The 14,909-nt window shown below is 59.8% G+C and carries 14 protein-coding genes; 11 read left to right on the forward strand and 3 right to left on the reverse strand.

Annotation, left to right across the window (positions count from 1 at the left end; genetic code table 11):
* Positions 1-257: 257 nt before the first annotated feature.
* A complete protein-coding gene (locus AC1RKH_RS24500) occupies positions 258-1,733 on the reverse strand; it encodes an inorganic phosphate transporter (protein WP_493063392.1) in 1,476 nt (491 codons plus the stop codon).
* A gap of 377 nt (positions 1,734-2,110) precedes the next feature.
* Positions 2,111-2,311 (reverse strand): hypothetical protein, encoded by a 201-nt coding sequence (locus AC1RKH_RS24505; protein WP_071551521.1) that lies wholly within the window; start codon positions 2,309-2,311, stop codon positions 2,111-2,113.
* 720 nt (positions 2,312-3,031) lie between these two features.
* On the opposite strand from AC1RKH_RS24505, the gene pcaR reads away from it, so the two are divergent.
* From pcaR to pcaC, 11 genes are all read left to right on the forward strand, one after another.
* Positions 3,032-3,874 carry a pca regulon transcriptional regulator PcaR gene (gene pcaR, locus AC1RKH_RS24510; RefSeq protein WP_123428260.1) on the forward strand — a complete coding sequence of 281 codons (843 nt, stop codon included), beginning with the start codon at positions 3,032-3,034 and terminating at the stop codon, positions 3,872-3,874.
* A gap of 186 nt (positions 3,875-4,060) precedes the next feature.
* Complete coding sequence (gene pcaK, locus AC1RKH_RS24515; protein WP_493063393.1) at positions 4,061-5,407, forward strand: 4-hydroxybenzoate transporter PcaK; 1,347 nt, start codon at positions 4,061-4,063, stop codon at positions 5,405-5,407.
* Positions 5,408-5,690: 283 nt separating this feature from the next.
* Positions 5,691-6,548, forward strand: a complete 858-nt coding sequence (locus AC1RKH_RS24520) for a CoA transferase subunit A (protein WP_493063394.1) — start codon at positions 5,691-5,693, stop codon at positions 6,546-6,548.
* Entirely contained in the window at positions 6,545-7,327 is a 783-nt protein-coding gene (locus tag AC1RKH_RS24525; protein WP_493063502.1) for a CoA-transferase subunit beta, read from the forward strand. Before AC1RKH_RS24520 ends, AC1RKH_RS24525 begins: the two co-directional genes overlap by 4 nt.
* Positions 7,324-8,529 (forward strand): 3-oxoadipyl-CoA thiolase, encoded by a 1,206-nt coding sequence (gene pcaF, locus AC1RKH_RS24530; protein WP_493063503.1) that lies wholly within the window; start codon positions 7,324-7,326, stop codon positions 8,527-8,529. The genes AC1RKH_RS24525 and pcaF overlap by 4 nt, the downstream gene beginning before the upstream one ends.
* 40 nt (positions 8,530-8,569) lie before the next feature.
* A complete protein-coding gene (pcaH, locus tag AC1RKH_RS24535; RefSeq protein WP_123428250.1) occupies positions 8,570-9,274 on the forward strand; it encodes a protocatechuate 3,4-dioxygenase subunit beta in 705 nt (234 codons plus the stop codon).
* A gap of 1 nt (position 9,275) precedes the next feature.
* Complete coding sequence (gene pcaG / locus AC1RKH_RS24540; RefSeq protein WP_493063395.1) at positions 9,276-9,842, forward strand: protocatechuate 3,4-dioxygenase subunit alpha; 567 nt, start codon at positions 9,276-9,278, stop codon at positions 9,840-9,842.
* A gap of 136 nt (positions 9,843-9,978) precedes the next feature.
* Positions 9,979-11,274: an MFS family transporter gene (locus tag AC1RKH_RS24545; protein ID WP_493063396.1), complete on the forward strand. Its 1,296-nt coding sequence runs from the start codon at positions 9,979-9,981 to the stop codon at positions 11,272-11,274.
* A 49-nt stretch (positions 11,275-11,323) separates the two neighbouring features.
* Complete coding sequence (locus AC1RKH_RS24550) at positions 11,324-12,685, forward strand: 3-carboxy-cis,cis-muconate cycloisomerase (protein WP_493063397.1); 1,362 nt, start codon at positions 11,324-11,326, stop codon at positions 12,683-12,685.
* A gap of 12 nt (positions 12,686-12,697) precedes the next feature.
* Positions 12,698-13,498: a 3-oxoadipate enol-lactonase gene (gene pcaD, locus AC1RKH_RS24555; RefSeq protein ID WP_493063398.1), complete on the forward strand. Its 801-nt coding sequence runs from the start codon at positions 12,698-12,700 to the stop codon at positions 13,496-13,498.
* Between the two features lie 10 nt (positions 13,499-13,508).
* Positions 13,509-13,901, forward strand: a complete 393-nt coding sequence (gene pcaC, locus AC1RKH_RS24560) for a 4-carboxymuconolactone decarboxylase (RefSeq protein WP_493063399.1) — start codon at positions 13,509-13,511, stop codon at positions 13,899-13,901.
* A 28-nt stretch (positions 13,902-13,929) separates the two neighbouring features.
* Here pcaC and AC1RKH_RS24565 read toward each other — a convergent pair whose 3' ends face one another.
* On the reverse strand, positions 13,930-14,829 hold the full coding sequence (locus AC1RKH_RS24565; RefSeq protein WP_493063400.1) for a polysaccharide deacetylase family protein: 900 nt from the start codon (positions 14,827-14,829) through the stop codon (positions 13,930-13,932).
* Positions 14,830-14,909: the final 80 nt, after the last annotated feature.

A 14,909-nucleotide genomic window follows, 5' to 3' on the forward strand; every position in this document is an offset into this window, starting at 1 on the left:
CGACCTCCTCTCGATGTGTCCGGCTGCGCCGTACGGCGCTGCGCGCCCACCCCCTGATGAACACCTCCACTCGGCCTTCCGACGGGGCGGGCAGGTCAAAAGCAAAGCATGGCGGCCTGACAGCCGGCCTGAGTGGTAAAGGCGCGCCACTGGTGATGATCTTCGTAGGAGCTGCCGAAGGCTGCGATCTTTTGGGACACACGGGCATAAAAAAAGCGCGACCTCTGGGAGGGCGCGCTTTTTTGTACAGCTATGAATCAGCTACCAAGTGCCTTCGATGCCAGCCAGAACAAGCCGGCCGACAGGGCTACCGTCGCCGGCAGGGTCAGGACCCAGGCCAGCAGGATGGTTTTCACGGTGCCGCCTTGCAGGCCGCTTTTGTTGGCGATCATGGTCCCGGCTACACCCGAAGACAGTACGTGGGTGGTTGATACCGGCAGGCTGAAGATGTTCGCCAGACCGATCATGCCCGCAGTGGTGATCTGCGCCGACATTCCCTGGGCGTAGGTCATGCCTTGCTTGCCGATCTTCTCGCCGATGGTCAGTACCACGCGTTTCCAGCCGACCATGGTGCCCAGGCCGAGCGCCAGGGCGACCGCCAGAATCACCCAGAACGGGGCGTATTCAGTGGTGGTGGTCAGGTCTTTACGCAGCTTGTCCAGGTCAGCCTTTTCGCGGGCTTCGAGGCCAGGCAACTTACCGACTTTCTTCGCCGTGTCGTCCAGGCAGAGCAGGTAGCGACGCACTTCGATGCGGCTTTCCTGCGACAGCGAGTGGTAGTCCGCTACACCCTTGAGGGTGCTGAGCAGGGCGGAAATGGTTGGTTCGGTCTGTTGCGGATTGCAGCGGAATTTTTCCGGCAAATCGCCATCCAGGCTTTTGCCCAACGCCAGGAATTCACCCAGAGTATCGGCATTGCGCTTATAGAACTGGCTCAGGTGCAGGGTCGCATCGCGAGTCCGTTCGATCTGGTAGGTAGTGCTACTCAGGTCGAGTACGAACTGTGCCGGCACGATACCGATCAATACCAGCATGATCAGGCCGATGCCTTTCTGGCCATCGTTGGAACCGTGTACGAAGCTCACCGCCATCGCCGAGATCACCAGAACCAGACGGTTCCAGAACGGCGGGTGTTTCTTGTCATCAACCTTGCGGCGCTGGTCCGGTGTCTTGTGCATCTTGGACAGTGGACGCCACCATTTCAGGCCAATCAGCACCAACGCGGCCACCAGGAAACCGGCTATTGGCGAGAACACCAAGGATGCGCCGATATCGATCGCTTTCTGCCAGTTAACACCGTCAGCCAATGGAATGTCGTTGATCAGCGCGTTCGCCAGACCCACACCCAGGATCGAACCGATCAGGGTATGAGAGCTGGAGGCCGGGATACCGAAGTACCAGGTCCCCAGATTCCAGGTGATGGCCGCCGCGAGCAAGGAGAACACCATCGCCAGCCCGTGGCCGGTATTCACATTGATCAGCAACTCTACCGGCAGCAGGTGGACGATGGCATACGCCACGCCAACGCCGCCCAGCAACACGCCGAGGAAATTGAACACACCGGAAAAGAACACTGCCAGATGAGGCGGCATGGCTTTGGTGTAGATAACAGTGGCAACCGCGTTAGCGGTGTCATGAAAGCCGTTGATGAACTCGAAGGCGAGGACAAAGGCCAGGGCGAGCAAGAGGCTCACAAGCACCCAAGCATCCAGTCCGCTGAATAAATCGATCATGAAGGTTTTCTGACCCGGTCATAAGGGGGCGCGATTATGCCAGAAAACCCTGCTAATCAATGCACTTGCTGCTCATCGGTTACATTCTTCAACGATTTAGTGTGTAACAAGGCCCTAAACCCCAGCGTTGTCGTAGGTTTTTCAAGCCTTTGATTTCATTGGTGGTTGTGGCGCATGTCGGCATTTCAGTTGCTTCGACGGGAAGCTGAAATGGGTGTGTGAAATATCTGTAAGGAGGGCCAACCAAGCGCCATTTACCTTATTCGGTGGGAATGAGGTGGCAATCGCCCGCTTTTAGCGGGCGCGATATGGAGCGCCAATCCACTCAGCGTGTGGCTGAAGGCGACGCAGGCCCGGAAGATCTCAAACTGGAGCGATTACGGCTCTTCGGCTTTGAGTTCTTTTTCCATCTTCTGCAGTTCCTGGGTAAAGGCCTGATCGAGGATGCTGGCGCGTTTACGCCAAGGTTTACGTTCCGGGTCAGGTTGAGCGGCGTAGGTGGTGACTTCCCCGCCGTAAACTTCCTTGTAACGTTGTTCCTGGCGCTCAAGTTCCGCGCGCAGTTCGTCTTTCGTCACAGTGTTACCTAATTGAGTTGAGATAAATTCTGGTGATACGCACTGCTTTCGTTGTGTCGGTCACAAGCGTCTCGAGCAGAGTGTCCGGCAAGACACCCATTCTGACAGCGTTGTGCTTGACAGCTTCCTTCTTGCAGGCGGCCACGGCACCAGAGCAGAACCACTGACGTAGCATCAGTTTTCTTGTTTTTTGCAAACGCATTGGCCGGGCATTCGAAATGAGCGTCAAGCGCTTGCGAGCAGGAAGCGGGGTTGAAACCTCGCACTACCTGAGTGATTGGATCCGGTAGTTGCAAAAAACGCGGTCATCACTGAAGTGCATTATAGCGGCCGATCGGCAGAACACTATCTCGAATAACTTAAAAGTGCTTCGTCCTGTGAATTTGTTTTGTTGCCCGCAAGTTTTGTGCGCAGTGCACTGTTTGGCAATGTCTTTACAGACCCGTTTCCTGGCGCCATTAAGTCGTCCACATTGAGTGGATTAGAAAGCGGCTGTTATTCAGTGTCAGCAAAAGTGTGAAAACCTGTAATGAAAGATTCCAAGCTTTATAGGAAACGTACACACGGTCGCCCGTAGCCCTCATCCTGTATAGCCCTCCAGTCAGTTGATTGCGATTATCGATTAATGGTTCGATAATCGCCCAACCTTGGCTGCTCATGCTTGTGCTTGCGATCCGGAGCAGCTTGTAATAGCTGTCGAACTCTGGGGAATGACCTGAAATGAACGATCAATTGCGTAATTCCTTTGCTTCAGTGGCGCCGCCGATCGTTGCCTCGCCAGCCAAGCGAATTCAGGCGTTCACCGGCGATCCGGACTTCATGACTTCCCTGGCCCGTGGCCTGGCGGTGGTGCAAGCCTTCCAGGAGCGCAAGCGGCATTTGACCATCGCGCAGATCAGCCATCGCACGGAAATTCCCCGCGCCGCCGTACGTCGTTGCCTGCATACGCTGATCAAACTCGGTTACGCGACCACCGACGGTCGAACCTATTCGCTGTTGCCCAAAGTCCTGACCCTCGGCCATGCCTATCTGTCCTCGACGCCGCTGGCGGTGTCGGCCCAGCCGTACCTGGACCGCATGAGCGAGCAGCTGCACGAGGCCTGCAACATGGCCACGCTGGAAGGTGATGACATCTTGTACATCGCCCGTTCGGCAACGACCCAGCGTTTGATTTCCGTCGACCTGTCGGTGGGCGGGCGTTTACCGGCTTATTGCACCTCCATGGGTCGGATCCTTCTGGCAGCACTGGACGATGCTTCGTTGCACGACTACCTCGAACATGCCGAACTGCAGGCCAAGACCAGCCGCACTCTGCATACGCGCGAGTCGTTGTTCGAATGTCTTCAGGAGGTTCGGCAGCAAGGCTGGTGCATTGTCGACCAGGAGCTTGAGCAAGGCCTGCGCTCGATTGCCGTTCCGGTGTACGACGCATCCGGTCAGGTGCTGGCTGCGCTGAACGTCAGCACGCATGCCGGGCGCGTCAGCCGCAACGAACTGGAACAGCGTTTTTTGCCCGGATTGTTGAGCGCCAGTCGGGAGTTGAGTGCTCAGCTGTTTGCGTAAGCTGTTCGATAAACGCACAGACTCGCGTTTGGCGAATTGACGCTGTTTCCCTTCCCTCATTAATGTCGCGGCAGCGTCATCCGCTGCTGTTGGCCATACAGCCAGGCGCCGGATGACGACCCAATAATAATGAAGCGGCGATTGCCAGCACGTGTTCGCCTGCGTTTCTTGCCTGGAATAAAAATAATGAACCAGCCTCAATCCGCTGTCGGGAATTGCCTCGATGTGCAGTCCTTTATCAATGCCCAACCGCTGTCGCGCTATCAATGGCGGGTGGTGATCCTGTGTTTCCTGATTGTGTTTCTCGATGGTCTGGACACAGCGGCTATGGGTTTTATCGCACCCGCGCTGTCCCAGGATTGGGGCATCGACCGCGCCAGCCTTGGCCCGGTGATGAGTGCGGCGCTGATCGGCATGGTCTTCGGCGCACTGGGCTCTGGACCGCTGGCTGACCGTTTTGGGCGAAAAGTCGTATTGGTCGGCGCAGTGCTGTTGTTCGGTGCTTTCAGTCTGGCCTCGGCTTACAGCACTAACGTCGATCAGTTGCTGGTACTGCGTTTTCTGACCGGACTCGGCCTGGGCGCCGGTATGCCGAACGCCACCACGCTGTTGTCGGAATACACCCCGGAACGCAAAAAGTCCCTGTTGGTGACCAGCATGTTTTGCGGCTTCAACCTGGGCATGGCTGGCGGCGGTTTCATTTCGGCCAAGCTGATCCCGGCGTTCGGCTGGCACAGCCTGTTGCTGATTGGCGGGATTCTGCCGTTGATCCTCGGGGTGGTGCTGTTGCTGTGGTTGCCGGAGTCGGCGCGTTACCTGGTGGTGCGCAATCGTGGAACCGACAAGGTGCGCAAGGCGCTGGCGCCGATTGACCCGGCGGTTGTCGCCCAGGCATCGAGTTTCAGCGTGCCCGAACAGAAAACCGTAAAGGCCCGCAACGTGTTCGCAGTGATTTTCTCCGGCACTTATAGCACCGGGACTTTGTTGCTGTGGCTGACCTATTTCATGGGGCTGGTCATCGTCTATCTGCTGACCAGTTGGTTGCCGACCCTGATGCGTGACAGCGGCGCGAGCATGGAGCAGGCGGCGTTCATTGGCGCGCTGTTCCAGTTTGGCGGCGTATTGAGTGCGGTGGCGGTGGGTTGGGCGATGGACCGGTTCAATCCGCACAAGGTGATCGGCACTTTCTACTTGTTGGCTGGGGTGTTTGCCTACGCTGTAGGGCAGAGCCTGGGCAACATCACGCTGCTGGCAACGTTGGTGCTGGTCGCCGGGATGTGCGTCAACGGCGCGCAATCGGCGATGCCGTCGCTGGCGGCGCGCTTCTATCCGACTCAAGGCCGGGCGACTGGCGTGTCGTGGATGCTCGGGATCGGCCGTTTCGGGGCGATTCTCGGCGCCTGGATGGGCGCTACGTTGTTGGGCCTGGGCTGGAACTTCGAACAGGTACTGACCGCGTTGGTGATTCCGGCCGCGCTGGCCACCACGGCGGTGGTGATCAAAGGCATGGTCAGCCATGCGGATGCGAATTGAGTCGCGATCGTTCCCACGCTGAATGTTGATCGTTCCCATGCTCCGCGTGGGAATGCCTCAATGGACGCTCTGCGTCCGCTCTTGGGACGCGGAGCGTCCCTGGCTGCATTCCCACGCGGAGCGTGGGAACGATAGGGAGGCAACAATCTGTTCGATAAACGAACACTTAGTCGATTATCGGATTGTTTGGGTTTTTTCGGCGGCTTAATCTTCAGTCATTCCGGCGCTGCTCATCGCGCCTTGTCCTCCACATCGGTTTACTGAGAATCGGGAGTCCAACCCCATGGCTGAAATCCTTTCGCTGCACGACGCGGTGAAGCAATTCGTCAACGACGGCGATACCGTCGCGCTCGAAGGCTTCACTCACTTGATTCCGACCGCAGCGGGTCATGAAATCATTCGTCAGGGCAAGAAAGACCTGACGCTGGTGCGCATGACCCCTGATCTGGTCTACGACCAGTTGATCGGTGCCGGTTGCGCTCGCAAGCTGATTTTCTCCTGGGGCGGTAACCCGGGCGTGGGTTCGCTGCACCGTCTGCGCGATGCCGTCGAGAAACAGTGGCCGCATGCGCTGGAAATCGAAGAACACAGCCACGCCGACCTGGCCAATGCCTATGTTGCCGGCGCCTCCGGCCTGCCGTTTGCAGTGCTGCGGGCCTACGCCGGTTCCGACTTGCCAAAGGTCAACCCGTTGATCAAGACCGTGACTTGCCCGTTCACCGGCGAAGTGCTGGCGGCGGTGCCATCGGTGCGCCCGGACGTCACGGTGATCCACGCGCAGAAGGCCGATCGCAAGGGCAACGTCTTGCTCTGGGGCATTCTCGGTGTGCAGAAGGAAGCCGCATTGGCCGCCAAGCGCTGCATCGTCACGGTCGAAGAAATCGTCGACGACCTGAACGCGCCGATGAACGCCTGCGTCTTGCCGACCTGGGCCTTGAGCGCCGTTTGCCATGTGCCCGGCGGCGCGCATCCGTCCTACGCCCACGGTTACACCGAACGCGACAACCGCTTCTACCAGGCCTGGGATCCGATTGCCCGCGACCGTGAAACCTTCACCGCGTGGATCAACGAATACATCCACGGCAGCGCTGACTTCAGTGAATTCCAGGCCAAGCTGGCCGCGGCAATGGAGGCTCAATAATGGCTTACTCCACCAATGAAATGATGACCGTCGCCGCCGCTCGCCGACTGAAGAATGGCTCGGTGTGCTTCGTCGGCATCGGCCTGCCGTCGAAAGCGGCCAACCTGGCGCGTCTGACTTCCTCTCCAGACGTAGTCCTGATCTACGAATCGGGTCCGATCGGTGCCAAGCCGACGGTATTGCCGCTGTCGATCGGTGACGGCGAGTTGGCGGAAACCGCTGACACCGTCGTCCCGACCGGTGAGATTTTTCGCTACTGGCTGCAAGGCGGGCGCATTGACGTCGGTTTTCTCGGTGCTGCTCAGGTCGACCGTTTTGGCAACATCAACACCACCGTGGTCGGCGATTACCATCAGCCGAAAGTCCGTTTGCCGGGTGCCGGTGGCGCGCCGGAGATCGCTGGCTCGGCGAAAAGCGTGTTGATCATCCTCAAGCAGTCGGCTCGTTCGTTTGTCGACAAACTCGACTTCATTACCTCGGTCGGTCATGGCGAAGGCGGCGACTCGCGTAAGCGTCTCGGTCTGCCGGGGGCCGGTCCCGTGGGGATCATCACCGACCTGTGCATCATGGAACCGGAAGCCGGCAGCAACGAATTCGTGGTCACCGCGTTGCACCCAGGTGTCACCCGCGAGCAAGTGATCGCCGCCACCGGCTGGGCAATCCGCTTCGCCGAGCAGGTGGAACACACCGCCGAACCGACCGACATCGAGTTGACCGCGCTGCGCGATCTTGAAGCGCGTACCGCTGCCGCCCATGGCCAAGCACCGGGAGAAGCCTGATGCGCGAGGTTTATATCTGCGATGCGATTCGCACCCCCATCGGCCGTTTTGGCGGTGGTTTGTCGACGGTTCGTGCTGACGATCTGGCCGCCGTGCCGATCAAGGCACTGATGGAGCGTAACCCGAGCGTCGATTGGAGCGCAGTCGACGAGGTGTTCCTCGGTTGCGCCAACCAGGCCGGCGAGGACAACCGCAACGTGGCGCGCATGGCATTGCTGCTGGCCGGGTTGCCGGAAAGCATTCCCGGCGTGACCCTCAATCGACTGTGTGCCTCGGGCATGGACGCCATCGGCACCGCGTTCCGGGCGATTGCCAGCGGTGAGATGGAGCTGGCGATTGCTGGCGGCGTCGAGTCGATGTCTCGCGCACCGTTCGTGATGGGCAAGGCCGATGCGGCGTTCTCACGCAACATGAAACTGGAAGACACCACCATCGGCTGGCGCTTCATCAACCCGTTGATGAAGGCTCAGTACGGCGTCGATGCGATGCCGCAGACCGGCGATAACGTGGCCGACGATTACGCGGTTTCCCGCGCAGATCAGGACGCTTTCGCACTGCGCAGTCAGCAACGGACGGCGGCCGCGCAAGCTGCCGGCTATTTCGCCGAAGAAATCGTCCCGGTGCGCATTGCCCACAAGAAGGGTGAAAGCGTGGTCGAGCAGGACGAGCATCCACGCGCCGACACCACCCTGGAAACCCTGAGCAAACTCAAACCGGTCAATGGCCCGGACAAGACCGTCACCGCTGGCAATGCCTCGGGTGTGAACGACGGAGCGGCAGCGCTGATTCTCGCGTCTGCCGAAGCCGTGAAAAAACACGGTCTGACCGCCCGCGCTCGGGTATTGGGCATGGCCAGCGCCGGCGTCGCGCCACGGGTGATGGGCATCGGCCCGGTGCCGGCGGTACGCAAGTTGACCGAGCGCCTGGGCGTGGCGGTCAGTGATTTTGATGTGATCGAACTCAATGAAGCTTTTGCCAGTCAGGGTCTGGCGGTGTTGCGTGAACTCGGTCTGGCCGATGACGCGGCGCAGGTCAACCCGAACGGTGGCGCCATCGCTTTGGGCCATCCGTTGGGCATGAGCGGTGCGCGGTTGGTGCTGACGGCGCTGCATCAGTTGGAAAAAACCGGCGGCAAGAAAGCGCTGGCGACCATGTGCGTTGGCGTTGGCCAAGGTCTGGCACTGGCAATCGAACGGATCTGACGCGCACCAGCGCTATCGAACAAGAAAAGAGGACAGTTTCATGACTGACAAGCCTGGTTATCGTCGCCCGCAAGCGGGCACTCAGCCGGAATATCTGCACCCAGCCTATCAATCGACCAACCGCCGTTCGCCTTCCAGGCCGTTGGTGTTTTTGCCTCACTCATTGTCGGAAATCACCGGCCCGACTATCGGCGCCGAGTTCCTGCAAGAGCGGGACAACGACCTGACCGCCCAACATCAGGGTGAGCCTTTGGGTGAGCGGATCATCATTCACGGCCGCGTGCTGGATGAGAACGGCTTGCCGGTGCCGGGGATTCTGCTGGAGATCTGGCAGGCCAATGCGGCCGGTCGCTACAACCATGACCGTGATCTGCATGACGCGCCGCTGGACCCGAACTTCACCGGTACCGGTCGCACCGTGACCGACGCCGATGGCTGGTACCAGTTCCAGACCATCAAACCTGGCGCTTACCCGTGGGGCAACCACCACAACGCCTGGCGCCCGGCGCATATCCATTTCTCACTGTTCGGGCCGAGCATTCTGACGCGCCTGGTCACGCAGATGTACTTCCCGGGTGATCCGTTGCTGGCCTACGACCCGATTTACAACTGCGTGCCGGATACCAGCGCCAAAGAACGCTTGATCGCCAGTTTCGACCTGGAAAAAACCATTCCGTCCTACGCCCTCGGTTATCGCTGGGACATCGTTTTGCGCGGCCGCGATGCCACGCCGATGGAGAAATAAGATGACGCTGAACGCGACTACTTCCCACACCGTCGGGCCGTATTACCACATCGGTCTGACCTGGTTGAACCGCGAAAACCTGACCATCGAAGAAACGCTTGGGGAGCGTGTAACGATCACCGGGCAGGTGGTCGATGGCAACGGCGATTTCGTCAACGACGCGATGCTGGAAGTCTGGCAGGCCAACGCCGCTGGCAAGTATGACCATCCAGAAGACGAGCAGGACAAACCGCTGGACCCGAATTTCGAAGGGTTTGGCCGGGTGCCGGTAGACGCAGAAGGACGGTTCCGCTTCACCACCATCAAACCGGGGACGGTGCAAGGGCTCAAGGGCAGCACACAGGCGCCGCATCTGGTGGTACTGGTTTTTGCCCGAGGCCTGGTCAAGCACTTGCTGACGCGGATCTACTTTGACGGTGAACCGGCCAACGTCAGCGACCCGCTGCTGGCTTGTGTGCCGGAAGAACGTCGCACGACCTTGATGGCGAAAGCCGATGGGACGGGCACGTTGCAGTGGAATGTGATCTTGCAGGGCACCGATGCCGAGACCGTGTTTTTCGATTATTGAAGTTAAGGTCAAAAGATCGCAGCCTTCGGCAGCTCCTACTGGAGTTGCCGCAGGCTGCGATCCTTTTCGGCATCTGTGGAAAGGGGCTGTTGCAAAGTATGTCTAGACTCTCACTGTCCCCATTGAGTGAAACAACATGACAACAATAACCAGTCTCTACACCGCTGAAGAGCGTGGCAAAAGGATCTTTGCGATTGTCGGGGCGTCTTCCGGCAACCTGGTCGAGTGGTTCGACTTCTATGTGTACGCCTTCTGCGCGATCTATTTTGCCCCGGCGTTTTTCCCCTCCGACAACCCCACGGTGCAACTGGTTAACACCGCCGGGGTGTTCGCCGCCGGGTTTTTGATGCGTCCTATCGGCGGCTGGCTGTTTGGCCGGGTGGCCGACAAGCACGGGCGCAAGAACTCGATGATGATTTCGGTGCTGATGATGTGCGCCGGCTCACTGCTGATTGCCTGCCTGCCGACCTACAAGGACATCGGCGTCTGGGCACCGATCCTGCTGCTGGTGGCTCGCCTGATCCAGGGCGTGTCGGTGGGCGGTGAATACGGCACCACCGCGACCTACATGAGTGAGGTCGCGCTCAAGGGCCAGCGCGGATTTTTCGCCTCGTTCCAGTACGTGACTTTGATCGGTGGCCAACTGCTCGCGGTGTCGCTGCTGGTGATCCTGCAACAGTTCCTGACTGAGGACGACCTGCGTGCCTGGGGCTGGCGGATTCCGTTCGTGGTCGGTGCTGCAGCGGCATTGATTTCGTTGTTCCTGCGCCGTTCACTGAAAGAAACCACCAGCAAGGAAATGCGCGAAAACAAAGATGCCGGCAGCATGGCCGCGTTGTTCAAGAACAACACCGCCGCCTTTATTACCGTGCTCGGCTTCACCGCTGGTGGTTCGCTGATTTTCTACACCTTCACCACCTACATGCAGAAGTACCTGGTGAACACTGCCGGGATGCCCGCCAAGACTGCCAGTTACATCATGACCGGCGCATTGTTTCTATATATGTGCATGCAGCCGTTGTTCGGCACGCTCGCCGACAAGATCGGCCGGCGTAACTCGATGCTTTGGTTCGGTGCTCTGGGAACACTGTTCACCGTGCCGATCCTGCTGACCTTGAAGTCGGTGACCAACCCGTTCCTGGCGTTTGGGCTGATCACCGTCGCACTGGCAATCGTCAGTTTCTACACCTCGATCAGCGGTCTGGTGAAAGCCGAAATGTTCCCGCCGCAAGTCCGTGCGCTGGGGGTGGGCCTGGCCTACGCGGTGGCCAATGCGATCTTCGGCGGTTCGGCCGAGTACGTGGCCTTGAGCCTGAAATCGGTGGGTATCGAAAACTCCTTCTACTGGTACGTGACGGCGATGATGGCGGTCGCCTTCCTCTTCAGCCTGCGTTTGCCGAGACAGGCAGCGTATCTGGAAAACGATCTTTGACTTGTCGGCGCGCGCCTGAATCGGGCGCGCGCCGCGTAAGGAATCCCCTATGCAACGACCGGGCAATCAATTGTTCGATGCCTATTTCACGGCTCGAAATATGCGTGAGGTGTTCAGTGATCAGGGCCGGGTTCAGGCCATGCTCGATTTTGAAGCCGCATTGGCCCGGGCCGAGGCGCGGGTCGGACTGATTCCGGCGTCTGCGGTTGCACCGATCGAGGCGGCCTGCCAAGCCGAGCACTATGACTTTTCTGCCCTTGGCGAGGCGATAGCGATTGCCGGTAACTCGGCGATTCCGTTGGTCAAGGCGCTGGGCAAGCAGATCGCCGCGCATGATCAGAACGCCGAACGTTACGTGCATCTGGGCGCGACCAGCCAGGATGTGATGGACACCGGCCTGGTGCTGCAACTGCGTCAGGCACTGCACTTGATTGAGACCGATCTGGCGCGACTTGGTGAAGCGTTGGCGATCCAGGCCCGGCGCCATGTGCTCACGCCAATGGCCGGACGTACCTGGCTGCAACATGCGACGCCGGTCACGCTGGGGATGAAAATCGCCGGTTGGCTGGGAGCGGTGACCCGCAGTCGGCAACGTCTGCAAGTACTCAAGCCGGGCCTGTTGGTGCTGCAATTTGGTGGCGCCAGCGGGACCCTCGCGGCCCTCGGCGAGCAGGCCATGCCGATTGCCGAAGCGCTGGCGCAGGAGCTGCAACTCACGTTGCCGGAACAACCCTGGCACACCCAACGTGACCGGCTGGTGGAGTTTGGTGCAGCGCTTGGACTGATCGCCGGCAGCCTCGGCAAACTGGGCCGCGACATCAGCCTGCTGATGCAGACCGAGGCGGCGGAAGTCTTCGAACCTTCAGCACCGGGCAAGGGCGGTTCCTCGACCATGCCGCACAAACGCAACCCGGTGGGCGCGGCCGTGCTGATCGGTGCCGCGACGCGTGTTCCCGGTCTGCTGTCGACACTGTTCAGCGCCATGCCGCAAGAGCACGAGCGCAGCCTGGGGTTGTGGCATGCCGAGTGGGAAACCTTGCCGGAAATCTGCTGCCTGGTGTCCGGCGCGTTGCAGCAAGCGCTGTTGATAACAGAAGGGCTGGAGGTCGACGCCGAGCGCATGGCGAACAACCTCGAGTTGACCCAAGGCCTGGTGCTGGCCGAAGCGGTGAGCATCGTTCTCGCCCAACGGATCGGTCGCGACAGCGCGCACCATCTGCTGGAACTGTGCTGCAAGCGCGCGGTGGCCGAGCAGCGACATTTGCGTGCGGTGCTCGGTGATGAACCGCAAGTGACCGCCGAGCTGTCGAGCGCTGAACTCGATCAATTGATGAACCCTGCGCACTACCTCGGTCAGGCTCAAACCTGGGTTGAGCGTGCGCTGGCCGAACATTTTGCCTTGACTGCCTGAAGGAGAATTTCTGTGGGATTCGTACAACTCGCCGACGGCGAACTGAACTACCAACTCGACGGTCCGGAACACGCCCCGGTGCTGGTGCTGTCGAACTCGCTGGGCACGGACCTGCACATGTGGGACGTGCAGATTCCGGCGCTCACCGAACACTTTCGGGTGCTGCGTTTCGACACCCGCGGGCATGGCCGTTCGCTGGTGACGCCGGGGCCGTACAGCATCGAGCAGTTGGGCCGTGACGTGCTGGCATTGCTGGATGCCCTGAAAATCGAGCGCGCCCATTTTTGCGGTCTGTCCATGGGCGGGCTGATCGGTCAGTGGCTGGGGATCAACGCCGGCGAGCGTCTGCACAAACTGGTGGTGTGCAATACCGCGGCAAAGATCGGTGATCCTTCTGTGTGGAACCCGCGTATCGAAACCGTCCTGCGCGACGGCCCGGCAGCGATGGTTGCACTGCGCGATGCATCGATTGCCCGTTGGTTTACCCCGGACTTCGCCGAGGCCAATCCGGCAGTGGCGAAGCGGATCACCGACATGCTCGCCGCCACCTCGCCACAAGGTTACGCGGCCAATTGCGCAGCGGTACGCGATGCCGACTTCCGTGAGCAACTGTCATTGATCAACGTGCCGACCCTGGTCATCGCCGGCGCCGAAGACGCGGTCACGCCACCTTCCGGCGGGCACTTTATTCAAGAGCAAGTGAAGGGCGCCGAGTACGCCGAGTTCTACGCTGCGCATTTGTCCAACGTTCAGGCCGGTAGTGCGTTCAGTGACCGGGTGCTGAGTTTTCTGTTGGCTGAAAAGTCTATCTGAGGAGCGATTTGTGGACGAGAAACAACGTTACGCCGACGGCATACAAGTGCGTCGCGCAGTGCTCGGCGATGCCCATGTCGATCGCAGCCTGGCAACCCTGACCGAGTTCAATTCGGAATTTCAGGACATGATCACCCGCCACGCCTGGGGTGACATCTGGACCCGCCCTGGCTTGCCACGCCACACCCGCAGCCTGATCACCATTGCCATGCTGATCGGCATGAACCGCAACGAAGAGCTGAAAATGCACCTGCGTTGCGCGGCGAACAATGGCGTCACCCGCGCCGAGATCAAGGAAGTGCTGATGCAGAGCGCGATCTACTGCGGCATCCCGGCGGCCAATGCGACCTTCCACCTGGCCGAGTCGGTGTGGGACGAGTTGGGCGTTGAATCGCGCGAGTAACGACCTCAGGTCCTGACACGGTGCGCCCTCAATGGGAGTTGCTGTCCCAGAACCAACTCCAAATGCCTGGCAAATGCACCGGTTGGTTGGCATCACGAACCGTGCGGGCCAGAGCCGCATCTCGCAAGGCTACATGTTCGTCGTAAAAAGGTTTGGTGGCGGTGGTCACGCCCGTCTCGCGGGCGCTGTCGAGGAGTATCTGTAGATACTCCTCCATATGCCAGGACGTGTAGCGATTGAGGTCGTGAAACGTCACCACCACCGGAATGACGCCATCAACCGTCGGCAGTTCTCCGGCCGCTATCCGTTCGCGCACCTCGGACATTTGCCTCAGCATGTTGGCACGTCGGCGTGGGCTGCCATTGAACCCCCAGATTTTGCCGTCATTGGCGCTCAGGTCGGTCAGCAACACCTGCAAGCCATGTTGTTGATAGGCGGCGAACGTGCGCTTGTCGTAATTCCAGAACGGTGGGCGCAACAGCATCGGCGGGCTGCCGGTGATCGACGCTATGTCCGCAGAGCCTTGGGTGAGCGACCGTTCGAGTTCTTCCGGGGAGAGCGAGCGGTGATTGGTATGCCCCGGCGTAGCGGTATGGAAGCCCAGGATGTGACCTTCAGCATGTTCACGCCGCATGATTGTGCGGCCCAGTTCGCTGCCACCGGCGCGGGAGGCCTGTGTCTGCACGAAGAACACAGCCTTGATGCCCGGCTCAATCGGGTTGTTGGCCAGCACGTCGAGAACGGCAGTTGTTGGATTGAAAAAACCGGACGCGCTTGGACCGTCGTCGAAGGTCAGCAGAAAACGGATCGGCGGGGTCGAGCGCAGAATCTCTTCGGTCTTCGGGGTCAATTCGATCGGCGGGCCGATGCAGCCGCTGAGGCCGACCGTAAGGGCAAGGACTGATAAGACAGCAGCGATCAGTTTCATGATTTTGCTTTGGCCTACGACAGATCAGGATGAATGCAGACTGTCGGCGCGCAGTTATTCACCGCACCGCAAGACCGTCG

The organism is Pseudomonas sp. GW822-FHT06B12 (assembly GCF_058799675.1).

Excerpts from the sequence above, each read along its gene's own strand:
- AC1RKH_RS24520 (WP_493063394.1), top strand. The coding sequence starts at position 5,691 with ATGGCTGAAATCCTTTCGCTGCACGACGCGGTGAAGCAATTCGTCAAC.
- pcaR (WP_123428260.1), top strand. The coding sequence starts at position 3,032 with ATGAACGATCAATTGCGTAATTCCTTTGCTTCAGTGGCGCCGCCGATC.
- AC1RKH_RS24550 (WP_493063397.1), top strand. The coding sequence starts at position 11,324 with ATGCAACGACCGGGCAATCAATTGTTCGATGCCTATTTCACGGCTCGA.
- AC1RKH_RS24500 (WP_493063392.1), bottom strand. The coding sequence starts at position 1,733 with ATGATCGATTTATTCAGCGGACTGGATGCTTGGGTGCTTGTGAGCCTC.
- AC1RKH_RS24565 (WP_493063400.1), bottom strand. The coding sequence starts at position 14,829 with ATGAAACTGATCGCTGCTGTCTTATCAGTCCTTGCCCTTACGGTCGGC.
- pcaK (WP_493063393.1), top strand. The coding sequence starts at position 4,061 with ATGAACCAGCCTCAATCCGCTGTCGGGAATTGCCTCGATGTGCAGTCC.
- AC1RKH_RS24545 (WP_493063396.1), top strand. The coding sequence starts at position 9,979 with ATGACAACAATAACCAGTCTCTACACCGCTGAAGAGCGTGGCAAAAGG.
- pcaG (WP_493063395.1), top strand. The coding sequence starts at position 9,276 with ATGACGCTGAACGCGACTACTTCCCACACCGTCGGGCCGTATTACCAC.
- pcaH (WP_123428250.1), top strand. The coding sequence starts at position 8,570 with ATGACTGACAAGCCTGGTTATCGTCGCCCGCAAGCGGGCACTCAGCCG.